At 63.1% G+C, this 25,419-nt stretch carries 23 protein-coding genes; 7 read left to right on the forward strand and 16 right to left on the reverse strand.

Annotated elements, in window-relative coordinates; genetic code table 11:
* The first annotated feature begins 33 nt into the window (after positions 1 to 33).
* On the forward strand, positions 34 to 585 hold the full coding sequence (locus CCOS191_RS06735) for a glutathione peroxidase (RefSeq protein WP_046857702.1): 552 nt from the start codon (positions 34 to 36) through the stop codon (positions 583 to 585).
* A gap of 108 nt (positions 586 to 693) precedes the next feature.
* Complete coding sequence (locus CCOS191_RS27055; protein WP_082120364.1) at positions 694 to 1,593, forward strand: RHS repeat-associated core domain-containing protein; 900 nt, start codon at positions 694 to 696, stop codon at positions 1,591 to 1,593.
* A gap of 131 nt (positions 1,594 to 1,724) precedes the next feature.
* On the opposite strand, the gene CCOS191_RS06740 is transcribed toward CCOS191_RS27055, so the two are convergent.
* Complete coding sequence (locus tag CCOS191_RS06740; RefSeq protein WP_046854553.1) at positions 1,725 to 1,985, reverse strand: DUF2798 domain-containing protein; 261 nt, start codon at positions 1,983 to 1,985, stop codon at positions 1,725 to 1,727.
* 116 nt (positions 1,986 to 2,101) lie between these two features.
* Here CCOS191_RS06740 and CCOS191_RS06745 point away from each other — a divergent pair, with 116 nt between their 5' ends.
* Positions 2,102 to 3,031 carry a LysR family transcriptional regulator gene (locus tag CCOS191_RS06745; RefSeq protein ID WP_046854554.1) on the forward strand — a complete coding sequence of 310 codons (930 nt, stop codon included), beginning with the start codon at positions 2,102 to 2,104 and terminating at the stop codon, positions 3,029 to 3,031.
* 43 nt (positions 3,032 to 3,074) lie between these two features.
* Here the strand turns inward: CCOS191_RS06745 and CCOS191_RS06750 are convergent, their stop codons facing one another.
* The 3 genes from CCOS191_RS06750 to CCOS191_RS06760 form a co-directional block, all read right to left on the reverse strand.
* Positions 3,075 to 4,352 carry an OmpP1/FadL family transporter gene (locus CCOS191_RS06750; RefSeq protein ID WP_046854555.1) on the reverse strand — a complete coding sequence of 426 codons (1,278 nt, stop codon included), beginning with the start codon at positions 4,350 to 4,352 and terminating at the stop codon, positions 3,075 to 3,077.
* Positions 4,353 to 4,496: 144 nt separating this feature from the next.
* On the reverse strand, positions 4,497 to 4,979 hold the full coding sequence (locus CCOS191_RS06755) for a hypothetical protein (protein WP_046854556.1): 483 nt from the start codon (positions 4,977 to 4,979) through the stop codon (positions 4,497 to 4,499).
* Positions 4,980 to 5,223: 244 nt separating this feature from the next.
* Positions 5,224 to 5,448, reverse strand: a complete 225-nt coding sequence (locus CCOS191_RS06760) for a hypothetical protein (protein ID WP_046854557.1) — start codon at positions 5,446 to 5,448, stop codon at positions 5,224 to 5,226.
* Positions 5,449 to 6,387: 939 nt separating this feature from the next.
* On the opposite strand from CCOS191_RS06760, the gene CCOS191_RS06765 reads away from it, so the two are divergent.
* Both CCOS191_RS06765 and rmuC read left to right on the forward strand, forming a co-directional pair.
* Complete coding sequence (locus CCOS191_RS06765; RefSeq protein WP_046857703.1) at positions 6,388 to 6,807, forward strand: tetratricopeptide repeat protein; 420 nt, start codon at positions 6,388 to 6,390, stop codon at positions 6,805 to 6,807.
* A 210-nt stretch (positions 6,808 to 7,017) separates the two neighbouring features.
* A complete protein-coding gene (gene rmuC, locus CCOS191_RS06770; RefSeq protein WP_172670919.1) occupies positions 7,018 to 8,376 on the forward strand; it encodes a DNA recombination protein RmuC in 1,359 nt (452 codons plus the stop codon).
* On the opposite strand, the gene CCOS191_RS06775 is transcribed toward rmuC, so the two are convergent.
* A complete protein-coding gene (locus tag CCOS191_RS06775) occupies positions 8,348 to 11,824 on the reverse strand; it encodes a hybrid sensor histidine kinase/response regulator (protein WP_046854558.1) in 3,477 nt (1,158 codons plus the stop codon). The genes rmuC and CCOS191_RS06775 overlap by 29 nt on opposite strands.
* A 131-nt stretch (positions 11,825 to 11,955) precedes the next feature.
* Entirely contained in the window at positions 11,956 to 13,146 is a 1,191-nt protein-coding gene (locus tag CCOS191_RS06780; protein WP_046854559.1) for an MFS transporter, read from the reverse strand.
* Between the two features lie 159 nt (positions 13,147 to 13,305).
* Between CCOS191_RS06780 and CCOS191_RS06785 the strand changes: the two genes are divergently transcribed.
* A complete protein-coding gene (locus CCOS191_RS06785; protein WP_046854560.1) occupies positions 13,306 to 14,445 on the forward strand; it encodes a TDT family transporter in 1,140 nt (379 codons plus the stop codon).
* A gap of 27 nt (positions 14,446 to 14,472) precedes the next feature.
* Here the strand turns inward: CCOS191_RS06785 and CCOS191_RS06790 are convergent, their stop codons facing one another.
* Together CCOS191_RS06790 and CCOS191_RS06795 are read right to left on the reverse strand one after the other, a co-directional pair.
* Positions 14,473 to 15,042 (reverse strand): LemA family protein, encoded by a 570-nt coding sequence (locus CCOS191_RS06790; RefSeq protein WP_046854561.1) that lies wholly within the window; start codon positions 15,040 to 15,042, stop codon positions 14,473 to 14,475.
* 2 nt (positions 15,043 to 15,044) lie between these two features.
* Entirely contained in the window at positions 15,045 to 16,154 is a 1,110-nt protein-coding gene (locus tag CCOS191_RS06795) for a hypothetical protein (RefSeq protein WP_052752579.1), read from the reverse strand.
* A gap of 315 nt (positions 16,155 to 16,469) precedes the next feature.
* Here CCOS191_RS06795 and CCOS191_RS06800 point away from each other — a divergent pair, with 315 nt between their 5' ends.
* The gene (locus CCOS191_RS06800; RefSeq protein WP_046854562.1) at positions 16,470 to 18,344 is read left to right on the forward strand and encodes an MFS transporter; all 1,875 of its coding nucleotides are present in this window, start codon (positions 16,470 to 16,472) and stop codon (positions 18,342 to 18,344) included.
* A gap of 16 nt (positions 18,345 to 18,360) precedes the next feature.
* Here the strand turns inward: CCOS191_RS06800 and sugE are convergent, their stop codons facing one another.
* The 8 genes from sugE to CCOS191_RS06840 all read right to left on the reverse strand — a co-directional run bounded on the left by sugE (position 18,361) and on the right by CCOS191_RS06840 (position 25,203).
* Positions 18,361 to 18,678, reverse strand: coding sequence for a quaternary ammonium compound efflux SMR transporter SugE (gene sugE / locus CCOS191_RS06805; protein ID WP_023631604.1), 318 nt, complete (start codon positions 18,676 to 18,678; stop codon positions 18,361 to 18,363).
* A gap of 236 nt (positions 18,679 to 18,914) precedes the next feature.
* Complete coding sequence (locus CCOS191_RS06810; RefSeq protein WP_046854563.1) at positions 18,915 to 19,880, reverse strand: bile acid:sodium symporter family protein; 966 nt, start codon at positions 19,878 to 19,880, stop codon at positions 18,915 to 18,917.
* A gap of 42 nt (positions 19,881 to 19,922) precedes the next feature.
* Complete coding sequence (locus tag CCOS191_RS06815; RefSeq protein ID WP_046854564.1) at positions 19,923 to 20,576, reverse strand: HAD family hydrolase; 654 nt, start codon at positions 20,574 to 20,576, stop codon at positions 19,923 to 19,925.
* A 13-nt stretch (positions 20,577 to 20,589) separates the two neighbouring features.
* Positions 20,590 to 21,579, reverse strand: coding sequence for an ABC transporter ATP-binding protein (locus CCOS191_RS06820; RefSeq protein WP_046854565.1), 990 nt, complete (start codon positions 21,577 to 21,579; stop codon positions 20,590 to 20,592).
* 1 nt (position 21,580) lies between these two features.
* Entirely contained in the window at positions 21,581 to 22,375 is a 795-nt protein-coding gene (locus CCOS191_RS06825) for an ABC transporter permease (RefSeq protein WP_046854566.1), read from the reverse strand.
* The gene (locus tag CCOS191_RS06830; protein WP_046854567.1) at positions 22,365 to 23,204 is read right to left on the reverse strand and encodes an ABC transporter permease; all 840 of its coding nucleotides are present in this window, start codon (positions 23,202 to 23,204) and stop codon (positions 22,365 to 22,367) included. Before CCOS191_RS06830 ends, CCOS191_RS06825 begins: the two co-directional genes overlap by 11 nt.
* Positions 23,201 to 24,007 carry an alkaline phosphatase family protein gene (locus CCOS191_RS06835; RefSeq protein WP_046854568.1) on the reverse strand — a complete coding sequence of 269 codons (807 nt, stop codon included), beginning with the start codon at positions 24,005 to 24,007 and terminating at the stop codon, positions 23,201 to 23,203. The genes CCOS191_RS06830 and CCOS191_RS06835 overlap by 4 nt, the downstream gene beginning before the upstream one ends.
* Positions 24,008 to 24,144: 137 nt before the next feature.
* A complete protein-coding gene (locus CCOS191_RS06840) occupies positions 24,145 to 25,203 on the reverse strand; it encodes an ABC transporter substrate-binding protein (RefSeq protein WP_046854569.1) in 1,059 nt (352 codons plus the stop codon).
* Positions 25,204 to 25,419 lie beyond the last annotated feature (216 nt).

The raw sequence follows: 25,419 nt of genomic DNA on the forward strand, positions 1-25,419 counted from the left end.
CATTCAAGGAATCATGTGCCGGAGATCGATATCATGCATGCGCGCTGGCTGACCCTACCCCTGCTGGCCCTGGCCGCCGCCACTTCGAGCTGGGCGGCGGACTGCCCGGCGCTCCTCCAGGGCAGCCTGCCCGAGCTGCGCGGCAAGGAACAGATCGACCTGTGCCAGCGCTTCGCCGGCAAGCCGCTGGTGGTGATCAACACCGCCAGCTACTGCGGCTTCGCCTCGCAGTTTGAAGGCCTGGAGGAGACCTACAAGGACTACCGCAAGCAGGGCCTGGAAATGCTCGGCGTGCCGTCCAATGACTTCAAGCAGGAAGACGCCGACAGCGAGAAGACCGCCAAGGTCTGTTACGCCAACTATGGCGTGACCTTCACCATGACCAAGACCCAGGCTGTTCGTGGCAAGGATGCGATCCCGATGTTTGTCGAGCTGGCCCGGCAGAGCAGCGCGCCGAAGTGGAACTTCTACAAGTATGTGGTGGATCGCAAGGGCAAGGTGATCGGTAACTTCTCCAGCCTGACCAAGCCGGATGATCCGGCGTTCAGGGCGGCGATCGACAAGGCGATTGCTTCGCAGCCTTGAGGGCAATAGGTCCACGTGGGCCGGGAATGACCTGATATTTTTGCCAGTTTTCCTCGGTGGCGAAGTGGTTCAGCCTTGCTGAACTATCGCGTTCGCCCGGAGGGCATCATGGCAATGAGCAATCTCACGATATGCGACCAGCAGCATTCAGTTCTGGCGTCGGCAGGTACTGCTCGAAGCTATCCGCCTTATGGAGGATTGTCAGCAGCTACTGGCCCACGGTTGGCGTACTGTGGGCAACTCCGTGAGGTATCGACGGGTGCTTACTACTTGGGTAATGGGCATCGCATTTATATCCCCGGCCTGATGCGGTTTTTATCTCCGGATGCGTTGAGCCCGTTCGCAAGGGGAGGCGTCAATGCGTATGCCTATTGTGCTGGAGATCCGATCAACTATCAGGACCGCAGTGGTAGGGAGAGGGGGGCCAATGGCGGGGGGCGGCTTCCCTTTGGCTGGGCGCCAGGTAATGGGTCAATTCGAAGTCAGCCGTTTTCTGGCGCTACGAGCTTTGATATGAATAGTTCGACCCAAATCTACGATTCTAGTAGTAGCAGTGACAGGGTGCTCTCAAATAATCAAATCTTTGGTGCTGTTTTATCTTCTACTCTCGATGGTACGCTTCTAATTAAAAACGGCGGCGCCTTGGTTAATATGCTGCGTGCTAAATTTGGTGGCGGCCAAGATGGCACGAGCCCGCCATCATGGAAGCAAATCGGGGTAACGGCTGCCGCTACGGCCGCCAACGCAGGAAGTCTGCTTTTCACCGCAGCGGGTGTAACAAGCAACACAGAAACCCTAATCATCCATTCGGGTTCTCCCGCTGCGGACGATGTGACGCTCGCAACCGTTAGCACCGACACTGTGGCGAAAGGCTTATCATGGGGGCTAAGCGCGGCGGCCCATGTTCAAGGGAGAGACTACCAATTGGATATGTTCAAGTCGGGTAGTAAAGCACCAGGTCCCGACGCAGTGCCTTTAAAGAGAACGGATCTCAGAGAGCAGGTCTGATTATAGAAGTGACCCGCCCAGCGCCACCTGCCGTTTTATCAAGTTGTCGAGGCCGCGGCACCTGTGCCCGGCCGCTCTGGCCTGTGCGTGGTCTGGATTATTTGTCGATAGGGCCCTGCGAGCAGCAATGATCATTGGCAATGCACGGTCAGCGCAACCATGCGCATTACCACTGGCCGCACCATCAGAACGCATACGAACGCCACCGGCATTGCCAAACGGTAGGCTTTAAGTACATTTCCGAGATAGTCGGCATCGACGCCGGCATTGGCAGCTGTGATCACGAAGCACATCAGCAAGGCCATGATTGCGGACATGTAAAAGGCGAAGACATAGGGGGTTGCGCGCCGGTGCAATTTACGTCGAGTGCGTGAGATAGACAGTTCGGTCATGGAGCCTCCTGTTCGTTTGCTGGGAGGCGCAGATTAGCAACGGGTGTGCGGGGTGTTGTAGACCCTGATCGGTGAGTTCTTTATAAAGAGAACCTTACGAATCACACGAGCCAGCCATGGACCTGCTTAACGCCATTCGCAGTTTTATCAAGGTCGTCGAAGCAGGCAGCATCGCTGGCGGCGCTCGCAATCTCGGAGTGAGCCCTGCCGCTGTAAGCCAGAACCTTGCGCGACTGGAATCACACCTGCAGGTGCGGCTGCTGACCAGAACCACTCGCAATATGGCCCTGACATCGCCTGGCAGCCTGTACTACGAGCGTGTGCGGCATATCGAGCGCGAGCTTGCCTTGGCCGAGCAGGCGGTCACCACGCCGGACAGCGAGCCCCAGGGGCGATTGTGCATCGCCTCGACCTCAGCCTTCGGCCGGCATGTGCTGGCGCCGTTGATCCCGGTATTCAGCGCCCGCTACCCGCTGCTTTCGATAGAGTTGGTGATGGCTGATCGCAAGGTCAATCACGCCCTCGAAGATGTGGATGTCAGCCTGCGCATCACCCCGCAGCTGGAAGACCACCTGCTGGCCCGGCATATCGCCCGTATTCCATTTGTCTGCTGCGCGTCGCCTGGCTACCTTGCCAGCGCTGGTCGGCCCACCACTCCGGAAAACCTGCAAGACCACAGTTGCCTGGTGTTCCGCTACCCGGTGGATGGTCGCTTGCTGCCCTGGGGCTTCATGCGCGACGGGCTGCGTTTCGAGGCCCGATTCGGCAGGGTATTGATCAGTGACGACATCGATGCGCTGACCCAGATGGCCCTGAATGACGGCGGCATTACTCGCCTGGCGGAGTTCGTCGTGCGCCCGCATCTGGATGCCGGCCGGCTGGTGCCGTTGTTCGAAAACAATGGCGGTAGCCACGTTTATGCCCGGACTGAACCGATGGATGTCTTTCTATGCCTGGCCGACCGCTATGCGCTGACGACCAAGGTGCGTGTGTTCATGGAATACCTGCAACAGTGCCTGGGCGAACAATGGCCCGTGCAGGCATGAAAAAACCGCCACAAGGGCGGTTTCTTCATGCAGCGGGTGACACTCAGAAGCGGTAGGTCAGCGAAGCGCCAATGCCGTGGGCACTGTTTTCGTACTTGGCCTGGTAGCTGCCCTTGAGGCCGGCTTCAGTCGGGCTGTGCGGCTGGTTGTTGACCTTGGTGTCCTCTTCCCACAGGTAGGAGTAGGCCACGTCGATGGTCATGTCGTCGGACGGGCTCCAACCGGCACCGATGCTGAAGATCTTGCGATCGCCAGTGGGGATGCGCGGCGAACGGTTGGTGTTGTTGGTCGGCGACTGGTCAACCGAGAAACCGGTACGCAGGACCCATTCCTTGTTGACCTTGTACGAGGCACCAATGGCGTGAGCCCAGGTGTCGTGCCAGTTCTGCTCTTCGTTGATGGTCGCGAACTGCCCGGCAGGGCCTGCTGGCACTTCGTTGTTGACCGTGATGTTCTCCAGGCGGCTCCAACGGGTCCAGGTGCTGCCTGCGTACAAGGTCCACTGGTCATCCAGCTCGTGGGTGACCGAGAAGTCCACCGACTCGGGGGTCTTGATCTTCAGGGTGGCATCGAACTTGTTGCCGTCCAGGCCCAGCAGCGGGTAGCTGACCTTGGTCTTGCCCTCGAGCTTGTAGTCGACCATCGAGTGGTAGGTCAGGCCGACGCGGGTGCGGTCGGTGGCCTGGACCAGGATACCGATGTTGTAGCCAACCGCGGTGTCGTCGCCCTTGATCTTCACTTCGCCATCGGCCGGACGCAGCGGCGAGATACTGGCCAGGTTCGAGCCCAGTTCACCCTCGATGCGGTTGATGGTCGGGCCGAAACCGATCGAGACCTTGTCGTTGAACGCATAGCTCACGGTCGGCTGGAAGGTCACGACCTGAACATGGCTTTTCTTGCCCCAGTAGCGCGCGGCATCGTCGCTGCCGTAGTCGGTGACCAGGCCGAATGGCACGTAGACGCCGAAACCGACGCTCCAGTGGTCATCGATGGACTTGACGTAGTAACCCATCGGCACGCCGACCAGAGGCACCATGTCGCCGTCCATTTCCCCCCCTTTGTTGCTGCCGCGTCCGGAAATATCGGACTTGGCGATGACCGCGGCACCACCGACGGTCATCTGATCGCGCTTCAGGCGGGACATGCCCGCCGGGTTGCCATACACGGTGCTGGCATCTTCGGCAGAAGAAGAACGACCCGCAAAACCTGTCCCCATGCCGCTGATGCTCTGTTCGTTCAGGGCAAAGCCGCTGGCGAGCAATTGACTGGAAGCGAGGGCAACGGCAACGCCGAGAGAGGTTTTGAGCATAACTTTTTTCATTATTAGAAACTCCTTGGGATCTCCGGGGCGAAACGCTACCAACAAATGCCGCGCTGCGCTATAGGCTAGAACGCAGGAGATAGAGCGGTTTTGTAGGACAATCCGACCAAAATTCCGTTTATTCCGGTTGTAGGACGTGGCTGTTCAGGAGGCGTGGGTCAGCATCGGCTCGATGCACTGGTGCCAGGCGTGGGTGAAATCCCGCAGGCGTCCCTGGGGGTGGAAGGTCTGCCGCCAGATCCGCGCCAGGCCCAGTAGATCGTCGGCGGCTGGTAGCGGCGTGGCCTGCTCTTCTATGAGCATCCAGGCGATGGCGGTGGCATAGCGCAGGTTGACGGTGAGTTCGAGGTGGGGGCCGCCGAGAAAGGCGTGCTGGCTGGCCAGGCCGCGGACCAGGCTGGCCAGTTCGGGGTCGCGTGCCAGGTATTCGTCCCACAAAGAACTGTGACGATTCTCACCGATCCGGTAAAGCCCGTGGCCGCGTCGGTCATGCAGGGCAGCGCCCAGCCCCGACTGACTTGCGGCAACGCCCAGTAACAAAGCTTCTGCGCTGTCGCAGTGGCGGCCCAGGTAGATCAGGGTCGGTCGGATCACGTATCGACTCAACTCGTTCGCAGCGATGCCCATGATGGCCTCTTACGAAAAGGGCCGACGGGCGCTGGAGCTTGGCAGCTGGTGAGTGGTCAGGCCCGCCGGAAGCGGCAGGTGCCGCTCGAGTTGAAGTGTAGTGTGATAACAGTGGTGTAAAGGGCTGTTTTTAAATCGATTGCAGCCAGAAGGCGCGGAGCATATGCCCGCTGGCGATTAAGCCAATTACCTTCAGGCTGGCGCGTGCAGGGTGTATTCATGGGGTGAATCACCTGCCATTCATTCATGCGGTCAACGACTGGCGCGCACGCTCGATCACGGCCTGCAGCGGCTCGGCCCGGTTGTATTGTTCCGGATAGAGGCGCTCGCTGTGGCAAGCCACACCGTATTCGTCGACCAGGGTGAAGCTGAAGCTGCCCTTGCGTGGGGCAACGATAAGGCACTTGAGTGGAGCGAAGGCCTGGGAAAGGGTGCCAAAGGCAGCCTGGATTTGTTGATGGTTACTCATATTGTTGGATGTTCCTGCGTAAGACACGGTGTTTGATCCGTGCACAATAGAAACGTTCCAGTGACGTCTTTATTAAGGAGACGCAGAACCTGACTGGAACAGGGCAGCCAGAAGGGCGCATGCAATAAGTGGCGCTGGGCTGACTGGTAGGTACGACAGAAGGCAGGCAGCACACCGACACCAGGGTTCTGGGCATCGGGGAAGATCCTGATCAATCTGAAAACGTGATTCGTGCTGGGCAAGGGTTTGCCGAGTGAATCATCGAATGGGCCGGTCCCGATGGGGCAGCGCCTGCTCGTTTTGAGCGCCGGGCTGTAGGGACTAAGTGGCCAGAATGACTTCAGCTGGGTACTAACAGGGCGCAACCCTACGCGAACATACAAGGGTTGGCAAGCTTTTATTTTCTTGCGGGAAGCCGACCATTATGTCGCCTATCGCGCCTGCTGTGAAGAGGGGCAAATGCCCCGGCAATCGCCTGGATGTGCGGTTTTCGGGCGCGGTCGTGCCGTTTGTTGGTGCACTTGTACACACTCGCCCGGAGACTTGTAACGCACTTGCAACATCCTGTGGAAGGCTCGCCAATGACTTGACTGGGGGCTTAAGTCAATGAAAAAAAACACTAATTTTTGCTGGTGAAAAAATCGACAGTTTGACTGAAAGCCCCATTTCACAGGGGTTTGCGGGCTGCCTTCAGGGGTTGTCCACCGAGTTATCCACAGGTTCTGTGGATTGTCCCGGGCGCTTGCTCTAGTACGGGCGTGCCAGCTGTTTCATCGATTGTCCGACAATTGGTGGCGCGGTCTGGCATGGGCATTTTCACCGCGAAAACGTCAAGAAAAAAACATCGAAAAAAATGTCGATCAGCCGAAAGTCGCTCGGGCCAGCTTGCAAAAAATCGAGTAGAGTGGCGCGCCTCTCGAGTCACCCTTGCTGTTGGTCATGAAGCTTCGCGGTAAACACTTCGCCAGTCCTGATGCCTCTCCATCGCTGCCGTCCCCCAAGCGCTTTTCCCTGAAAGTGGCCCTGTGGCTGCTCGACAGCCCGCGCCTGGGCGACAAACCCAGCGTCAAGCACCTGGCCGGGCGCATGCTCAAGCAACCGGCGCGCCAGGGCGTGGTGGTGGCGCAAAGCCGCCTGGGGCAGATGCTTTGCCGGGACTGCGGCAATGCCCGCGACCGGCGTATCGGTCATGAGCTGTTGCGTCAGGCGGCCCGTGCCGGCGACCGTCGGGCACAGCTGGAATTTGGCCGGTTGTGCCAGGCCCAGGAACCTGAACAGGCCCGTTACTGGTTGGAGCTGGCGGCGGGGCAGGGTTCGCAGGAGGCGCGGCGGCTGTTGCGTCAGTGGTTCTCCGCCTGAACAGGCGCGGGCTTGCCCGCGACAGGGCTGCACAGGCAGCCGCGCCAGCAGCCTGATAAGCTGCGCAGCATCAATCAGTGTTCGATCGGGGTAGGCATGACAGTGGATCTGACCAGCATTCTGCTGGGCTTGGTGGCAGGTGCCGTGCCTTGCCTGGGCTGGGTCATGCAGGTACAGCGCGGCCAGGGTGCGCGCAAGGCCGAGCAAGCGTTGCTTGCAGAGCGCCTTGCCGCCGCGCAGTTGGCCCAGGCCGGTCTGCAGGCGCAGCTGGAGGCCAGCCGTGACGAGGTCAGCGACCTCAGCGAGGCCAACACCGTCAAGCAGACCCAGCTGGCCGCCCAGGGGCGTGAGCTGGAGTTGCTGCAGATCGACCGCGACAACAGCCGCGACGCCGCCCACGCCTGGCACCTCGAGCGTGCCAACCGTGAGGCCGAGCTGCGCCGCCTGGAGGCGCAGGCCGCCCGGCTGGAGGCCGAGTTGCGCGAGCAGCAGGAAAGCCACCAGCAACGCCTGGAAGACTTGCAGGGGGCCCGCGACACCCTGCGCGCCCAGTTCGCCGACCTGGCCACCAGGATCTTCGATGAGCGCGAACAACGCTTCGCCCAGACCAGCCAGCAGCACCTGGGCCAATTGCTCGACCCGCTCAAGGAGCGCATCCAGGCGTTCGAAAAGCGTGTCGAGGAAAGTTACCAGCAGGAAGCCCGCGAGCGGTTCTCTCTGGGCAAGGAGCTCGAGCGCCTGCAACAGCTCAATCTGCGCCTGTCCGACGAAGCCACCAACCTTACCCAGGCACTCAAGGGCCAGAAGACCCAGGGCAACTGGGGCGAACTGATCCTGGAGCGGGTGCTGGAACACGCGGGGCTGGAGAAGGGCCGCGAGTACCAGACTCAGGTCAGCCTCAAGAGCGCCGACGGCGAGCGGTTCCAGCCTGACGTGCTGATCATGCTGCCCGGCGACAAGCAGGTGGTGGTCGATGCCAAGGTCAGCCTCACGGCCTACCAGCAGTTTGTCGGCAACAACGACGAGGCTGCGCTCAAGCAGCACGTGCAGTCGCTGCGCAATCACGTCAAGGGTTTGTCGAGCAAGGACTACAACCGCCTGGAGGGCCTGCACAGCCTAGATTTCGTGCTGTTGTTCGTGCCCATCGAGGCGGCCTTCTCGGCGGCGCTGCAGGCAGAGCCCAACCTGTTCCAGGAGGCCTTCGACCGGCAGATCGTGATTGTCAGCCCGACCACCTTGCTGGCCACCCTGCGGGTGATCGACAGCCTGTGGAAACAGGAACGCCAGGGCCAGAACGCCCGCGAGATTGCCGAGCGCGCCGGCTGGCTGTACGACAAGTTCGTGCTGTTCATCCAGGACCTGGACGAGCTCGGCACCCGCCTGGCCCAGGTCGACAAGGCCTACGCCGCGGCACGCAACAAGCTGTGCGAGGGGCGCGGCAACCTGGTCAGCCGCAGCGAGCAGCTCAAGCTGCTCGGCGCGCGGGCCAGCAAGAGCCTGCCGGCCGAGCTGGTCGAGCGCGCCCTGAGCGACGAGGTCCTTACTGAACCAGGCTCAGATGCCGATTGAGCAGGGCGCGCAGGGCTGCCGGCTTGACCGGCTTGGCCAGGTAGTCCAGGCCCGCGGCATGGACCAGGGCGATGGTCTCGTTGCGCCCGTCGGCGCTGATCACCACGCCGGGTACCGGCTCGCCCAGACGCGCCCGTAGCCAACCCATCAGCCCGGTGCCGGTCTCGCCGTCATCCAGGTGGTAGTCCACCAACGCCAGGTGCGGGCGCAGGCCCTTGCCGAGCAGGGCCTCGCATTCGGCCTGGTTGCGCGCGGTCCACACCTGGCAGCCCCAGCGGCTGAGCAGGCTGTTCATGCCGATGAGGATGCTGTCTTCGTTGTCCACGCACAGCACCTGCAGCCCGGCCAGCGGCTGGCCGGCCTGTTCCACGGGGGCGGGCGTCGCGGGCGCGGGGCTGCGGGCGATGGGCACGCTGACGCGGAACACGCTGCCCTTGCCCGGCCAGGACCGTACCTCCAGCGCGTGCCCGAGCACCCGGCACAAACCATCGGCGATCGCCAGGCCCAGCCCCAGGCCTTTCTCGGCGCGGGTCTGGTGGCTGTCCAGGCGCTTGAACTCCTGGAAGATCACCGCCAGCTTGTCGTCGGCGATGCCCGGGCCGCGGTCCCATACTTCCAGCCACAGGCTTTCACCCTTGCGTCGGGCGCCGAGCAGGATCGGGCCTTTACCGTAGCGCAGGGCGTTGGTGAGGAAGTTCTGCAGCACCCGGCGCAGCAGCTTCATGTCGCTGTCGACGCGCAGGCGGCTGCCGCGCAGGCGGAACGCCAGGCCTTTTTCGGCGGCCAGTACCTTGAACTCGGTGCCGAGGGTATCGAATAGCTCGTTGAGGGCGAAGGGCTTGATGTCGGGGGTGACCTTGCCGTTCTCCAGGCGCGAGATGTCGAGCAGGTCGCTGATCAGCTCTTCGGCCGAGCGCAGCGAACTGTCCATGTGCCGCACCAGTTGCCGGGCTTCGTCGTTCATGCCCTCGGCTTGTTGCGACAGGGCGGCGGAGAACAGCCGGGCGGCGTTGAGCGGTTGCATCAGGTCGTGGCTGACGGCGGCAAGGAAGCGGGTCTTGGACTGGCTGACCGCCTCGGCGCGGCTCTTGGCCTCGGTCAACGCCTGGTTCAGCTGCGACAGCTCGTGGGTGCGCTCGGCGACCCGCTGCTCCAGCCCCTCGTTGGAGTCGCGCAGAGCCTGCTCGGCTTCGCGGAACGGGGTGATGTCGGTGAAGCTCATGACGAAGCCGCCGCCGGGCATCGGGTTGCCGATCAGTTCGATCACCCGGCCATTGGGGAACAGCCGTTCGGAGGAATGGGCGCGGCCCTGGCGCATCCAGTGCAGGCGCCGCGCCACATGCACCTGGGCCTCGCCCGGGCCGCACAGGCCGCGTTCGGCGTTGTAGCGGATGATGTCGGCGATCGGCCGGCCGACGCTGATCAGCCCGTCGGGGTAGTTGAACAGTTCGAGGTAGCGGCGGTTCCAGGCCACCAGGTGCAGGTTCTGGTCGACCACGCTGATGCCCTGGTTGATGTTCTCGATGGCCCCCTGCAGCAGCGCACGGTTGAACTGCAGCACTTCGCTGGCTTCGTCGGCGATGCGCACCACGTCCTCGAGCTGCATGTCGCGGCCTTCGATGGCGGCCTTGACCACGGCGCGGGTCGAAGAGGTGCCGAGCACACCGGCAAGGAGCCGTTCGGTGTGCTCGATCCAGTCGCCGTCGGCGTTCTGGTTGGGGTTGAAGCCCTTGCCCTGGCGGTAGGCGAAGCGGATGAAGCTTTGCCGGGCGCGCTCTTCGCCGACGAAACGCGCGGCGAGCTTGAGCAGGTCGTCGATCTGCACCGCCAGCAAGGGTTTGCTGGAGGGGCGGGCGCTGGTCTGCTGGCCGATGAAGCGCCCGGCCTGCCAGTGCTCGGAAACCCGCGTGCGCGACAGGATCGAGACCCAGGCAAACAGGGTGAAGTTGCCCGCCAGCGACAGCACCACGCCCTGGGTCAGCGGGGTGATCGGCAGGTTGAGCGGGTTGCCGTGCAGCCAGGCCAGGCCCGGGAACAGTTGCAGCGACCAGCCCAGGCTGTGGGCGGCGATCGGCAGGACCAGGGTGTAGAACCACAGGAAGATGCCGGCGGCCAGGCCCGCGAACACGCCACGGCGGTTGGCCTGTTTCCAGTACAGCGCGCCAAGCATGGCCGGGGTCAGCTGGGTGACCGCGGCGAAGGCGATCTGGCCGATGGTCGCAAGGCTCGCGGTGGAGCCGAGCAGGCGGTAGCTGACATAGGCCAGCAGCAGGATCACCACGATGGTCACCCGGCGCACCGAGAGCATCCAGTGGCGGAACACCTCGAACGGTCGCTCGGCGTTGTTGCGGCGCAGCAGCCAAGGCAGCAGCATGTCGTTGGAGACCATGGTCGACAGCGCCACGGCCTCGACGATGACCATGCCGGTGGCCGCCGAGGCGCCGCCGATGAACGCCAGCAGGGCCAGGCTCGGGTGCGCCTCGGCCAGCGGCAGGCTGATCACGAAGGAGTCGGAGATCACCGTGCCCGGCAGCAGCATCTGCCCGGCCAGGGCGATGGGCACCACGAACAGCGCGGCCAGGGCCAGGTACAGCGGGAACACCCAGCGCGCCAGGCGCATGTCCTGGGGCTCGATGTTCTCTACCACGGTGACGTGGAACTGCCGGGGCAGACAGATGATTGCCATCATCGCCACGGCGGTCTGCACCACCATCGACGGCCAGTTGATGGTCTCTTCCCAGTAGTCGTTCAGGTGCACGGATTGCCGGGCCTGGGTGAACAGGTCGTCGAAGCCGTCGTACAGGTTGAACACCACGAAGGCGCCCACGGCAAGGAAGGCCAGCAGCTTGACCAGCGATTCGAAGGCGATTGCCAGGACCATGCCGCGGTGGTGCTCGGTGACGTCCAGGCTGCGGGTGCCGAAGACGATGGCGAACAGCGCCAGCACCAGCGATACCACCAGCGCGGTGTCCTGCACGCGGCTGCCGGTGGCGTCGGCGTTGGCGCCGATCAGCAGGTTCACCCCCAGCACGATGCCCTTGAGCTGCAGGGCGATGTATGGCAACACGCCAACCAGGCAGATCAGCGCCACGACCACCGCGAGGCTCTGCGACTTGCCGTAGCGGGCAGCGATGAAGTCGGCGATGGAGGTGATGTTCTGCTGCTTGCTGATCAGCACCATCTTCTGCAGCACCCAGGGCGCGAAGATGAGCAGCAGCACCGGGCCCAGGTAGATGGGCAGGAACGCCCAGAGCTGCTCGGCGGCCTGGCCGACCGCGCCGAAGAAGGTCCAGCTGGTGCAGTACACCGCCAGCGACAGGCTGTACACCCAGGCGCGCAGGCGCGGCGGCAACGGCGTGCTGCGGCGGTCGCCGTAGAAGGCGATGGCGAACATGATGGCCATATAGGCCAGGGCGACCACGGCGATCAGCCCGCTGGACAACGACATGCAAACTCCGGAGCAAAAAAGAAAACGCGGTCCCGATCAATCAGTCTGGCACGCAGGGCGCGGTTCGTCAGCGCCGACGATGGTCGCAGTGGCAGGACGTCGCAGGCCCCGCGATGGGCCAGTATTGCCAACTAAGCCTGGCGGGCCCTGCGTGTGCCCATCCAGTAGAACACCGCCGCCAGTAGCACCGACCCGATCAACAGGTAGAACACCGTCACCGGCACCACATGCCCCAGCGCCAGGCCTACCAGGATAGGCCCGAGCCCAGCGCCGAGGTTGGAGAGGTTCTGCGCGCCATAATAAACCCCGCGCAGATGCTCCGGCGCGATCAGGTCGATGAACATGAACTCGGCCGGAATCACGATGATCTCGCCCAGGGTGAACACCAGCATGGCCAGGCACCACGCCGGTGCCGAAGCTGCCACGGAGAACCCCAGCAGCCCGGCAGCGAACATGGCCATGCCAGCCATCAGCCAGGGCATCAGGTGCTGCCGGGTGATGCGTCGGCCGATCAGGTATTGCAGGCCGATCACTGACAGGGCATTGGTGGTGACCAGGTAGCCGGCCAGACGCGCCACTTCGGCGGGATCGTTCAGGGTCACCACCAGGTACTGCGAAAGGTAGGCGGTGAACTGGCCGAACACCACGGCACTGAGCACGCCGCCCAGGGTGAAGCACACCAGGCGCCGGTCGCGCAGCATGCCCAGGGCGACCTGGGCGAACCCCGCTGCCGGCCTGTCCTCGCGCAGGCTCAGCAGGCTGCGCTCGCCAAGGCGGTAATAGACCAGGCTCAGGCCGAGGCCGATCAGGGCCGAAACCACGAACGGCAGGTGGTCGTCCGCCTCGATCAGCAGTACACCCAGCATCGGCCCCGCGGCCCAGGCGATGTTGTTGAAGGTGTACTTGATGGCGAACACTTCGCCGCGTCTGTTCTCTGGCAGCAGGGCGCAGAACCCGGCCTTGGCGGCAATGTCGACCACGGTCTGGGCCAGGTAGGCCATCACCAGGAAGCAGAAGAACAGCGTCGCCGAAGTGCTGGCCATGATGCCGAGGAAGGCCAGGGCGAACACCAGGGTGCAGGTGACGATCAGCGTATGGCTGCGCAGGGTGTCGACCAGGTGTCCGCCATAGAGGCTGAGCATGGATGCCAGGAGCATCGCGCCGCCGACCAACAGGCCGGTCTGGCCAACCGACAGGCCCAGGTGCGTTGACAGATACACCACCAGATAGGGCAGGGTGATGGCCCGGGCCGTGGTCAAGGTGAAGGTGGTGAACAACAGCAGGCGAACCGCAGCGGGGTAGCCTTTCAGGGCGCGGAGCATCGACTGATCCTTGTCATTGTCAGCGGTCAAGCATATGCCAGGTGCCGGTCCGGCCGCTATATCTTTAAAATCGATAACAGATAGAGAAATTACCCGTTATATAGATATTCTTTGCAGGCATAAGATATCTCTTCCTTACACAAGGGCAGGAGACACCTTATGCCATGCACCCAGACCCGCGCGCCTTCCTGGCGCCCGTTCAGCCAGTTGGCCCACCCCCGCGAAGTGATCCGCCAGTTCACCCCCAACTGGTTCGCCGCGACCATGGGTACCGGCGTGCTGGCCCTGGCCTTCCATCAGGTCCAGGTGCCGGGGTTGGACTGCGTGGCCGAGGGCCTGTGGTGGCTGACCATCGGCCTGTTTACCCTGTTCTGTGTCCTGTACGGCGCCCGCTGGGTAATGTTCTTCGATGAGGCGCGGCGGATTTTCGCGCACTCCACCGTGTCGATGTTCTTCGGCACCATCCCCATGGGCCTGGCCACCATCCTCAACGGTGCCCTGGTGTTCGGCTTGGCGCGCTGGGGCGAGGGCGTGGTGCCGTGGGTTGAAATGCTTTGGTGGCTCGACGTGGGCCTGGCGCTGCTATGCGGCGTGGCGATTCCCTACCTGATGTTCACCCGCCAGGAGCACAGCATCGACCAGATGACCGCGGTGTGGCTGCTGCCAGTGGTGGCAGCGGAGGTCGCCGCCGCCAGTGGCGGGTTGCTGGCGCCGCACCTGGTGGATGCGCACCGGCAGTTCCTGGTGGTGATCACCAGCTATGTGATGTGGGCGGTGTCGCTGCCGGTGGCGTTCAGCATCCTCACCATCCTCATGTTGCGCATGGCCCTGCACAAACTGCCGCCGGCCAACATGGCCGCATCCAGCTGGCTGGCGCTGGGCCCGATCGGCACCGGCGCGCTGGGCATGCTGGTGCTCGGTGGCGATGCGCCAGCGGTGTTCGCCGCCAATGGCCTGGGCGGTCTGGGCGAGGTGGCGCGTGGGCTGGGGCTGGTGGCCGGGATCGTGCTGTGGGGCGCCGGGTTGTGGTGGTTGCTGACGGCGGTGCTGATCACCCTGCGCTACATGCGCCAGGGCATGCCGTTCAACCTGGGCTGGTGGGGGTTCACCTTCCCGCTGGGCGTGTACTGCCTGGCCACGCTGAAGTTGGCGGCTTGGCTGGGGCTGGGCTTCTTCACGGTGTTCGGTCAGGTGCTGGTGGTGGCGCTGGCGCTGCTCTGGCTGCTGGTGGCCAGCCGGACCCTGAGCGGCGCATGGCGGGGCGAGTTGTTCGTGTCGCCGTGCATTGCCCGGCAGTGAAGCCGGGCAATGCTGCGACTGGAGGGGCTAGAGGTTGGGTCTGTAGGAGAAGCCGCTTGCCGCTTGCGCATCGGTGAACGGGACAATTGGCAATTGACGGTTCAGCACAGCGTTGACCATCGAGCCCGGGAACATCTGGATTCTATTGTTGAACCGTTCCACCTCACCGTTGAAGATAGCGATCGCCGCGCCGACATTTTCCTGTTGCTCGGCGATTTCCCGCATTAGATTGTTCAGCACTTCGGATGCCTTGAGATCGGGATAGGCCTCTACGGCAACTCGCATGCCATTGAGCAGCGAACGGGTGGCGTTCTCTGCATTTACCAGTGAGTCGCCGTTAGCCGTGCTCGGCAATTCGGCAATGGCACTGCGCAGGCGTGTGATCTCGCTCATCAGGCTCTGTTCGTATTCCTGGTAATGGTTCACGTGTTGCTGCAGGCCGTCGAGCACCTTGTTCTTTTGCCGCTCGTAGGTCAGCACATCGGCCCAGGCACGCTGTGCACGGTTGAGGCCACCGATAATCGAGTTATACAGTCCGATTATGCTCATTAAAACCAAGGCCGTGACGGCAATGCCGATGATGGTGGGAAGATCCACTGTCATTGCTCCATTTGCATATTAGGTTGATTGGACAATTCGAAGTTGTCGTCATGCTGTTCGACGAGTACGTGAATCGCCTCCAGCAGTCTTGTTAGCGTGGGCAAGGCTATGCCGGAATCGAGGTGTTGGAAGAAGGCGCCGGGTGTGCTCAGGTCGCACGGCATGTCGAAGTCAGTGATGTCATTGTCAAAGCTTATGCACAATCCAGCACCATCGGCTGCGAATTCTAAGTTCAGACTGTGCAGACCTGTTTTCATGCTCAGCAAGTGCAACACGGTAACGGGTTTGGCGAATCGAGCGCAGTCCATTGCTGTGGTGCCGCTCAGGGTGAAGACTTCGTTGAACGCGGTTGAACTGGTCTGGTACTTGTTCGGGTAGTCGATCCCATCCTGCAGATCCCCCCGCACGGCGATACCCCGCATCCAGGGAAAGCCAACTACCAGGCTATAGCGCTGGTGGTGGTCGAAGACGGTTCGGGTCCGTATGGTGGTGCTGCCTTTGCTGTCTGTCGTGGTGTAGGTTTCCTGCCGCTTCTCGACGTACTCCAGATCGATGAAGAGGTATTCAAGGGTCTGTCGTGTACCTGCGTGGCGTCCCTTCAGCGCGCGCTGTATCTTGCGGCTGTAGTTACCACGCGAGTAGTCGTTGAAGGATCGCTGGAGTTGCTCAAGCAACGGCTCAAGCGGTGTGTCGGTTTCTACAAGACCGTTTGTAAACCAGCTTGAGCGGCGTGCCAGTTCCTTTGAGAGCTCAGGTATCTCTTTGCTATCGCCAATGACCATGGCGATGTTGAAGATCGTGGGGACTAAGATCGGCCCAGCGAAAATCCATGCGACGAACGACGTTGGGACACCCCAGTCTTGTGCCGTCGACACCAACAGCAAGGAAGGCCCCAACAAGTAGTTGTCTATCAACGCAACGGCAGCAAGGCCAATACCTAGGAGTGAAGTGTATTTCAAGGCCTTGTTTTCAATGCGCAGCTTGCCTTTGTAATCGGCGAAAGTCTGCACAATGTCCAGTAATTCAGACTTGTTCCTTACCACTTTCATGGCTTGTCTGGCTGACTCGATCAACGCTCTTAGCTGATCGTCTCCACTCATCTTGCGCATTTCATTCCTTTGTGTGCTCCGTGTCTGTCGCCTCGCCATTGCGTGTGCTTTTGACACCATAGTGAGGGCTGGCAGTCTGCCATCGTCACTGTCGTCTTTCCAGTTCTCCGAATGATTGGGAGGCTGAAGTGTCAGGCCCGATCAAGCAGATGCAGCGCATATCGTGGGTGACCATCCGGTCCGACCGACAGGTACGGGGACTTAGGGCGCGCTGCTGCGGTCAAGGGTTGCCTTGGCGGGACTTTTCCGTGCAGATTTGTGGCTTATCACGCTGTACGTGCCTCCAATGACAAAGCCCAACCAGGTACAAGGACGATGAGTCACCCCTCGCAATTCACCCTGCTCGGCAAGCGGCGCTTCCTGCCGTTCTTCATCACCCAGTCGCTGGGTGCCTTCAACGACAACCTGTTCAAGCAGTCGCTGATCCTGGCGATCCTCTACAAGCTGAGCCTGGAAGGCGACCGCTCGATCTGGGTCAACCTGTGCGCGTTGCTGTTCATCCTGCCGTTCTTCCTGTTCTCGGCGCTGGCCGGGCAGTTCGGCGAGAAGTTCGCCAAGGACCGCCTGATCCGTGCGATCAAGCTGGCCGAGATCGTCATCATGGCCATCGGTGCGACCGGTTTCGTCACCCATCATCTGGAGCTGATGCTGGTGGCGCTGTTCGCCATGGGCACCCACTCGGCGCTGTTCGGCCCGGTGAAGTACTCGATCCTGCCCCAGGCCCTGCGTGAGGAGGAACTGGTGGGCGGCAACGGCCTGGTGGAGATGGGTACCTTCCTGGCGATCCTGGCCGGCACCATCGGCGCCGGTATGCTGATGTCCTCCAGCCAGTACGCGGTGCTGGCCGCCGCCGGGGTGGTGGGCACCGCGGTGCTGGGCTACCTGGCCAGCCGCTGGATCCCCCGCGCCGCCGCCGCCGCGCCACAGATGAAACTGGACTGGAACATCTTCAAGCAGTCCTGGCTGACCCTGCGCCTGGGCCTGGGCCAGACCCCGGCGGTATCGCGCTCGATCGTCGGCAACTCGTGGTTCTGGTTCGTCGGCGCGATCTACCTCACGCAGATCCCGGCCTACGCCAAGGACTGGCTGCACGGCGACGAGACCGTGGTCACCCTGGTGCTGACCCTGTTCTCGGTAGGCATCGCCGTCGGTTCGCTGCTGTGCGAGCGCCTGAGCGGGCGCAAGGTGGAGATCGGCCTGGTGCCGTTCGGCTCGTTCGGCCTGACCCTGTTCGGCCTGCTCTGGTGGTGGCATTCGGGGGATGTCCCGGTCGGTGCCGTGCCCCATGACTGGCTGGCCTTGCTGGGCATGAGCCAGGCCTGGTGGATCATGCTGTCGATTGTCGGCCTGGGTATTTTCGGTGGCTTCTACATCGTGCCGCTGTACGCGCTGATCCAGGCGCGCACCGCGGAAGGCGAGCGGGCCCGGGTGATCGCCGCCAACAACATCCTCAACGCGCTGTTCATGGTGGTGTCGGCGATCATCACCATCGTCCTGCTGAGCCTGGCCAAGCTGAGCATCCCGCAGCTGTTCCTGGTGGTGTCGCTGCTCAACATCGCGGTCAATGCCTACATCTTCCGCATCGTGCCGGAATTCACCATGCGCTTCCTGATCTGGCTGCTCAGCCACTCGATGTATCGGGTCGAGCACCGTGAGCTGCAGCGCATTCCCGACGAAGGCGCGGCGTTGCTGGTGTGCAACCATGTGTCATTCGTCGATGCGCTGCTGATCGGCGGCGCCATCCGCCGGCCGATCCGGTTTGTCATGTACTACAAGATCTACAACCTGCCGGTGCTCAATTTCGTGTTCCGCACCGCGGGCGCCATCCCCATTGCCGGGCGCGGCGAGGACGAGGCCACCTACGAGCGGGCCTTCGCCCGCATCGCCCGCTACCTGGCCGATGGCGAGCTGGTGTGCATCTTCCCTGAGGGCAAGCTGAGCGCGGATGGTGAGATCGATGTGTTCAAGGGCGGGGTGAACCGCATCCTGCAGGAGACGCCGGTGCCGGTGATACCGTTGGCGTTGCAGGGGTTGTGGGGCAGCTTCTTCAGCCGTGACCCGAACAAAGGCTTCTTCAAGCGCCTGTGGTCGCGGGTGACCCTGGTGGCCGGCACCGCCATCCCGGTGGAGGCGGCGCAGCCCGAGGCGCTGCGCGAGCAGGTGAGCCTGCTGCGCGGCGACGTTCGCTAGGGGTAACGGAGGAAGGTCAGCTGGCGCTGACCTTCAGGCCGACCAGGCCGGTGATGATCAGGGCGACACTGGCCAGGCGGATCAGCGCCATGGATTCACCGAACAGGATGATCCCGGCGATCACCGTGCCGACCGCGCCGACGCCGGTCCAGATGGCATAGGCGGTGCCCAGCGGCAGCTCCTTCATGGCCAGGCCCAGAAGGCCGAGGCTGATGACCATGGCGCCGACCGTCAGCACGGTGGGCAGGGGGCGGGTGAAGCCGTCGGTGTACTTGAGGCCGACAGCCCAGCCGACTTCGAACAGGCCGGCGAAGAACAGGATGATCCAGGACATGGTGAGTCTCCATCGTTATCAAAGATGGGGCCGTCCCCGGTATGTTCACGCACAGCGTCGTGAGGCCGTCCTCACAGTGCGCACTATAGTGCCCATTTGCCGAGGCTGGGGCAAGTTTCAAGGATCGGTGGTTGCCTCATCGCCGGCAAGCCGGCTCCCACACCGACCGCATGAAGCCAGCCATGCGCTAACCCTGTGGGAGCCGGCTTGCCGGCGTGAGGCCTGGGCAGGCAACATCAATTTCTGGCAGATACGATGTTCTCAACCTCGGGCTCAGGCTCCTCCATCCGCCGGAACCACGTCGACAGCAAAGCCCCGGAGATGTTGTGCCATACGCTGAACAGCGCACTGGGCACCGCCGCCAGGGGTGAGAAGTGCGCCGACGCCAGGGCCGCGCCCAACCCGGAGTTCTGCATGCCCACCTCCAGCGCCAGCGCCTTGCGCTGGGCCAGCGGCAGCTTGCACAGCTTGCCGGTCAGGTAGCCCAGCAGGAAGCCGAAGCTGTTGTGCAGCACCACCACCGCCATGATCAGCAGCCCCGATTCGACGATCTTCGCCTGGCTGACCGCCACCACCGCGCAGACGATCATCACGATGCTTACCACCGACACCAGCGGCAGCACCTGCACTGCCAACTGCACCCGGGCGCCGAGCAGGCGCTGGGCGAGCACGCCGAGCACGATCGGCAGCATCACCAACTGCAGGATCGACCAGAACATGTCCATGAACGAAACCGGCAGCCACGCCGAGGCGAGGAACCAGATCAGCGCCGGGGTGAGCAGCGGGGCGAGCAGGGTGGTCACCGCGGCGATCGCCACTGCCAGTGCCAGGTCACCCCTGGACAGCCACACCATGACGTTCGACGCCGTGCCGCTCGGGCAGCAGCCGACCAGGATCACGCCCACGGCGATTTCCGGCGGCAGCTGGAACAGCTGGCACAACAGCCAGGCCACCCCGGGCATGATCACGAAATGCGCCACGACCCCCAACGCCACCCGCCATGGCTGGCGGGCGACGGCGGCGAAGTCGTCGAGCTTGAGGGTCAGGCCCATGCCGAACATCACCAGGCCCAGCAGCGGCACGATGGCGACCTTGAGGGCGATGAACCACTGTGGCTGAAGGAAGGCCAGGCAGGCGAACACCAGCACCCACAGGGCGAAGGTGTTGCCGACGAAGCGGCTGAGGGCGGCGAGGGCACGCATGGGGCAATCCTTGTTGTTCTATTCAGGTGCCCCCGATCATACTCAAGACCAGCTCAGAATGGGCCAGCCGTTGGTTTGCGCGTGCTCGCGCAGCACCGGGTCCGGGTTGACCACATAGGGATGATCCACCTTCAGCAGCAGCGGCAGGTCGTTGCGCGAGTCGGAATAGAAGCTCGCGCCCTCGAGGTTTTCCTGTTCCTGGTCGAGCCACTCCAGCAGGCGGGTGATCTTGCCCTCGCGGTAGGTGAGCACGCCGTGGGTCTTGCCGGTGAACACGCCATTGACCGCTTCCAGTTCGATGGCCAGGTATTCGTCCACGCCCAGGCGCGCGGCGATCGGGCCGACCAGGTGCGCACCGCTGGCCGAGATGATCAGGACCCGGTCGCCGCGCTGGCGGTGCTCGGCGATGCAGCGGCAGGCATCACCGTAGATGATCGGCTCGATCACATCCTCGACCCAGGGCTCGACCAGGTGCTCCACCTCTTCCAGGGTGCGCCCGGCGATCGGCTCCAGGCTGAAGGCCATGTAGTCCTCCATCTGCAGGTGGCCTTTGCCGTAGGCTTCCATCAGTTCATGGTCGCGCTTGAGGAAACTCTTGCCATCGACCCAGCCCAGTCGGGCCATCTGCTCGCTCCACAACGACGCGCAGTCGCCGTGGATGAGGGTTTCGTCCAGATCGAAAATTGCCAGTGCCATGCGTTGAATCTCCTTAGGCCACTTCCCGTAGCGCCGTGGGGTCGATCGACAAGGATACCCGTTGTCCGTCCGCGTGCAGATCGCTGGCGCAACGATTGAGTACGTCCACCACCAGTTCCACGCCGCGTACCTGGACGCGGTAGCGGATCACGTTGCCCAGCAGGCTGTGGCTGCGGATCTCGCCATCCAGCTCGCCGTTCAGGCTCAGGGTGATCGACTCTGGCCGGATCGCCAGGCGCGCGGCCACCGGGCGTTGCAGCAGGCGGCTGGCGCTGTCGGCATCGAGCAGGTTGTAGTTGCCGATGAAGCCGGCGGCGAACAGGTCCACGGGCGCGGTGTAGAGGGTTTCGGCATCGCCGCTCTGGACGATGCGTCCCTGGTTCATCAGGACGATGCGGTCTGACATGGTCAGCGCTTCTTCCTGGTCATGGGTGACGAAGATGGTGGTCAGCCCCAGCTCGCGCTGGATGGCGCGGATCTGTTCGCGCAGGTGTTTGCGGATACGCGCATCCAGCGCCGACAGTGGTTCGTCGAGCAACAGCAGGCGCGGGCGGGTGACCAGAGAGCGGGCCAGGGCCACGCGCTGGCACTGGCCGCCGGACAGCTGGTGCGGGTAGCGCGAGGCGAAGCTGCCGAGCTCGACCAGGTCGAGTACCTCGCGCACCCGTGCCTGGCTTTCGTCGGCCTTGACCTTCTGCATGCGCAGGCCGAAGGCGACGTTCTGTTCCACGGTCATGTTGGGGAACAGCGCGTAGCTCTGGAACACCATGCCGATGCCGCGCTTTTGCGGGCTCAACGGCACGATATCCTGGCCGTCGAGCAGGATCCGCCCGCTGTCCACCGGGGTCAGCCCGGCGATGCAGCGCAGCAGGGTGGACTTGCCGCAGCCAGAGGGGCCGAGCAAGGTGACGAACTCGCCGCGTTCGATCTGGCAGTCGATGTTCTCGAACACCGGGCTGCCGGCGTAGCTCTTTTGCAGTTTCTGTACGCTGACGAAGCTCATGTCAGGTCTTGTCCTTGTTCAGGCGGTTGGCAACCCAGGTCAGCACCAGCACGAAGGCGAAGTAGGAGATCACCAGGGCGCTGTTGAAGTGGCCGCTGCTGTTGCGCATGTTGTTCAGGTACACCTGCAAGGTCTCGTAGCGGGTGCCCACCAGCAGGTTGGCGAAGACGAACTCGCCGAACAGGAACGAGAACGACAGCAGCAACGCCACCATCAGGCCCTTGCGCAGGTTCGGCAGCACCACCAGGAACGCCGCCTGCCAGGTGCTGGCGCCGAGCAGTTGCGCGGCGTCCATCAGGTCGCGCAGGTTGATCGCCTGCAGGTTGTTGGTAATCGCCCGGTACATGAACGGCAGGGCGATGGTGAAGTAGCAGCCGATCAGGATCCACGGCGTGCCGACCATGGCCATCGGCCCGCTGCCATAGAGTTGCAGCAAGCCCACCGCGGACACCACCGGCGGCACCGCGAACGGCAGCAGGATGAGTACGTTCATCAAGGCGTCGAGCTTGGGGAAGTGGTAGTGCACCACGAACAACAGCGGCAGGATCAGCACCACCGACAGCAGCAGCGCGCCCACGCACACCAGCAGCGACTGGCCGAAGGCGGCGAGAAAGCGCGGTTCGCTCCACAGCGCCACATACCACTTGAAGGTCAGGCCGCTGGGCAGCAGGGTCGCCGACCAGCTGGTGGCCAGCGAATAGAGCAGGGTGCCGGCCAGTGGCAGCAGCAGGATGAGGAACAGCAGGTAGACCACCGCGCGGTGGTAGAGCCCGCCGGGTTTGTTTTCAGCGCGCATGGTAGCTCCTCTTGAGCAGCCATTGATGGGCCACCGTGACCACGGTCATCAGGCCCACCAGCACCATCGCCAGCGCGCTGGCCAGGTTCGGGTCGAGGCTGATGTCGCCGGCCACAAGGCCGGCGATGCGAATCGGCAGCACGTTGAAGTTGCCGGTGGTCAGGGCGTAGACGGTGGCATAGGCGCCCAGGGCGTTGGCCAGCAGGATGACGAAGGTGCCGAGCAGCGCCGGGGTAAGCACGGGCAGGCCGATGTGCCGCCAGAACTGCCAATGATTGGCGCCCAGCAGCGCGGCGGACTCACGCCAGTCTTCGCGCAGGGCGTCGAAGGCGGGGAAGAGCAGCAATACGCCCAAGGGGATCTGGAAGTAGGTGTAGACCAGGATCAGGCCGGTCTTGGAGTAGATACTGAAGTCGCCGAGCAGCCCCATTTGCTTGAGCAGCAGGGTGAGCGCGCCATTGAAGCCGAGCAGGATGATGAAGGCGAACGCCAGGGGCACGCCGGAAAAGTTGCTGGTCATGTTGGCGAAGGCGCTGACGAAGTCGCGCAGTTTCGAGTCGACCTGGCGCAGCGAATAGGCGCCCAACGTGGCGATGACGATGCCGAACAGGCTCGACCAGAAGCTGATCTCCAGGCTGCGTTGCAACGCCTGCAGGTAGAACTTCGAGGCGAAGATCTTGCTGAAGTTGGCCAGGCCCCAGCCACTCTCGCTTTGCAGGCTGTTTATCGCAACCCAGGCCAGCGGCGCGATCTGGAAAATGATGAAGAACACGGCGAACGGCAGCAGGCAGAGCAGGGCCAGGTAGCGGCCGCGATGGCTTGCATTCACTTGAGCAGCTCCCGGCAGACCGGTTTGTCGTGGGCGGCGCCGAGCAGTTCGCAGATCGTGCCGCACAGCTCGGTCTGCAGCGGCTTGGCCGCAGGGTCGAGGCTGAATGCCTCGCCGAATACGAACAGCGGCACTTCACGCTCCTCGGCGAGCAGGCCGTTGTGCGAGCGGTCGTTGTTCATGCCGTGGTCGGCGGTGACCAGCACCTGGTAGCCCTCCTCGAGCCAGCGCGGCAGGTAGTCTGCCAGCAGGATGTCGGCGCTGCGCGCGGCGTTGCGGTACTGGCTGCTGTCCAGGCCATGGCGATGGCCGGCGTCGTCGATGTTCATCGGGTGCACCAGAAGGAAGTTCGGCGCATGGCGACGGCGCAGGTATTCGGCGTCGGCCAGCAGGTGCGAATCGGGGTAGTGGTCGGCGTAGTAGAACAGGCCGTGCTGGATCGGTAGCTTCGGCGCGTGGGTGTGGCGGTCGCGCAGCGGGTCGAACGGCGAGCGGTTATACAGTTCGCTCATCCAGTGGTAGGCCGCCGCCGCGGTGCCCAGGCCGGCCTCGCGGGCGTAGTGGAACACGCTGCGCTGGTTGGACAGGCGGTTGATGTTGTTGTGCACGATGCCGCTGTCGATCGGCGGCACACCGGTGAGAATGCATTCGTAAAGTGGTCGCGACAGCGACGGCAGCTCGCACTCCACGCGGTACAGCGCGGCGCGGTCGGCCTCGACATAGGCGTGCAGGTGGCCCATGGCATGGTGGGCGACCTGGTGGTTGAGGCCGTCGAGCAGGACCAGGATGACGTTGTGTTGCATGGTGGCTCCGCAGGGGTATCAGTCGGTAGCGCGTCGCCCTCATCGCTGGCAAGCCAGCTCCCACAGGTCTTGCGCTGACCCTGTGGGAGCCGGCTTGCCGGCGACAGGGCCGGTTCAGGCAGAAGGCAATCTGCCCCTTATTCCATCTCGATGATCACCTGCTCCTGCCACTTCTGTGGCAGGGCCTTGGAGGTCGCTTCCCAGGCCGCAGCATCTTTGATTGGCTGGGCGGCCTTGTACTGTTCGTTGGGCAGCAGCTTGGCCTGTACATCCGCCGGCAGCTTCAGGTGTTCGGCACGGATCGGCCGGGCGTGGCCGATGGCCAGGTTGGTCTGGCCGGCATCGCTGAAGATGTATTCACGGGTCAGCTTGGCCGCGTTCGGGTGCTTGGCGTATTTGTTGATGATGGTGGTGTAGCCGGAGATGACCGAGCCATCGGAGGGGATCAGCACCTCGAAGCGTTTCGGGTCGATCTGTTCGCGGTAGCTCAGGCCGTTGAAGTCCCACACCACGCCCACTTCCACCTCGCCTTTCTCGAGAGTCTGGATGGTCGGGTTGGCCAGCGACAGGCGCTTCTGCTGGGCCAGCTTGGTGAACAGCTGCAGGCCCGGCTCGATGTTGCTTTCGCTGCCCTTGTAGGCGATGGCGGCGGCGAGTACGCCGTTGGCGGCCTGGGCGGCGGTGCCGACGTCACCGATGGCGACTTTGTACTTGCCCTTTTCCAGGTCGTGCCAGGTGCTTGGGCGGTCCTCTTCCTTCACCAGGTCCTTGTTGATGATGAAGGCGATGGTGCCGGTGTAGGCCAGCGCCCAGTGGCCGTCCTGGTCCTTGGCCCACGCCGGGACCTGGTCCCAGGTGCTTGGCTTGTAGGGTTGGGTCACGCCCTTGGCGACCGCGATCGGGCCGAAGGCCGCGCCGACGTCGCCGATATCGGCGCTGGCGTTGTCCTTCTCGGCATCGAACTTGGCGACTTCCTGGGCCGAGCTCATGTCGGTGTCGCTGTGCTTGAGGCCGTACTTTTTCGCCAGGTCTTCCCAGGTGCCTTTCCAGTTGGCCCAGGCATCGGGCATGCCCACGCTGTTGACCGTGCCTTCCTTGCGGGCGGCGTCTTCAAGGGCCTTGAGGTCCTGGGCCATGGCCGAGGTGCAAAAAGCGATGGCCGAACCGAGCAGTGACGCCATGAACAACTTTTTCATCCGAAGCTCCTTTGGTGGGTGCCTTGCATTCGTTGTTATGAACGGAAGCGGTGCTTGCGACCCCTTGGTCTAGGTCAGCAAACCTTGCGCCAAGGTAGGCCTGTTGCGTGACAGTTTGATGTAAGGGGCGGGGGCGGGTGGCAGGCCCAAGGCCCTGGAGTTACAGCGTAGACCAGATCGAAAGCCTTGATTCTCGTGGGCTGGCGCGGATCTGGC

It is taken from the genome of Pseudomonas sp. CCOS 191 (assembly GCF_001007005.1).
Taxonomy (GTDB): domain Bacteria; phylum Pseudomonadota; class Gammaproteobacteria; order Pseudomonadales; family Pseudomonadaceae; genus Aquipseudomonas; species Aquipseudomonas soli.

Coding starts and splice junctions, on each gene's coding strand:
- CCOS191_RS06735 (WP_046857702.1), top strand. CDS start 34: ATGCATGCGCGCTGGCTGACCCTACCCCTGCTGGCCCTGGCCGCCGCC.
- CCOS191_RS27055 (WP_082120364.1), top strand. CDS start 694: ATGGCAATGAGCAATCTCACGATATGCGACCAGCAGCATTCAGTTCTG.
- CCOS191_RS06740 (WP_046854553.1), bottom strand. CDS start 1,985: ATGACCGAACTGTCTATCTCACGCACTCGACGTAAATTGCACCGGCGC.
- CCOS191_RS06745 (WP_046854554.1), top strand. CDS start 2,102: ATGGACCTGCTTAACGCCATTCGCAGTTTTATCAAGGTCGTCGAAGCA.
- CCOS191_RS06750 (WP_046854555.1), bottom strand. CDS start 4,352: ATGAAAAAAGTTATGCTCAAAACCTCTCTCGGCGTTGCCGTTGCCCTC.
- CCOS191_RS06755 (WP_046854556.1), bottom strand. CDS start 4,979: ATGGGCATCGCTGCGAACGAGTTGAGTCGATACGTGATCCGACCGACC.
- CCOS191_RS06760 (WP_046854557.1), bottom strand. CDS start 5,448: ATGAGTAACCATCAACAAATCCAGGCTGCCTTTGGCACCCTTTCCCAG.
- CCOS191_RS06765 (WP_046857703.1), top strand. CDS start 6,388: ATGAAGCTTCGCGGTAAACACTTCGCCAGTCCTGATGCCTCTCCATCG.
- CCOS191_RS06775 (WP_046854558.1), bottom strand. CDS start 11,824: ATGTCGTTGTCCAGCGGGCTGATCGCCGTGGTCGCCCTGGCCTATATG.
- CCOS191_RS06780 (WP_046854559.1), bottom strand. CDS start 13,146: ATGCTCCGCGCCCTGAAAGGCTACCCCGCTGCGGTTCGCCTGCTGTTG.
- CCOS191_RS06785 (WP_046854560.1), top strand. CDS start 13,306: ATGCCATGCACCCAGACCCGCGCGCCTTCCTGGCGCCCGTTCAGCCAG.
- CCOS191_RS06795 (WP_052752579.1), bottom strand. CDS start 16,154: ATGCGCAAGATGAGTGGAGACGATCAGCTAAGAGCGTTGATCGAGTCA.
- CCOS191_RS06800 (WP_046854562.1), top strand. CDS start 16,470: ATGAGTCACCCCTCGCAATTCACCCTGCTCGGCAAGCGGCGCTTCCTG.
- sugE (WP_023631604.1), bottom strand. CDS start 18,678: ATGTCCTGGATCATCCTGTTCTTCGCCGGCCTGTTCGAAGTCGGCTGG.
- CCOS191_RS06810 (WP_046854563.1), bottom strand. CDS start 19,880: ATGCGTGCCCTCGCCGCCCTCAGCCGCTTCGTCGGCAACACCTTCGCC.
- CCOS191_RS06815 (WP_046854564.1), bottom strand. CDS start 20,576: ATGGCACTGGCAATTTTCGATCTGGACGAAACCCTCATCCACGGCGAC.
- CCOS191_RS06820 (WP_046854565.1), bottom strand. CDS start 21,579: ATGAGCTTCGTCAGCGTACAGAAACTGCAAAAGAGCTACGCCGGCAGC.
- CCOS191_RS06825 (WP_046854566.1), bottom strand. CDS start 22,375: ATGCGCGCTGAAAACAAACCCGGCGGGCTCTACCACCGCGCGGTGGTC.
- CCOS191_RS06835 (WP_046854568.1), bottom strand. CDS start 24,007: ATGCAACACAACGTCATCCTGGTCCTGCTCGACGGCCTCAACCACCAG.
- CCOS191_RS06840 (WP_046854569.1), bottom strand. CDS start 25,203: ATGAAAAAGTTGTTCATGGCGTCACTGCTCGGTTCGGCCATCGCTTTT.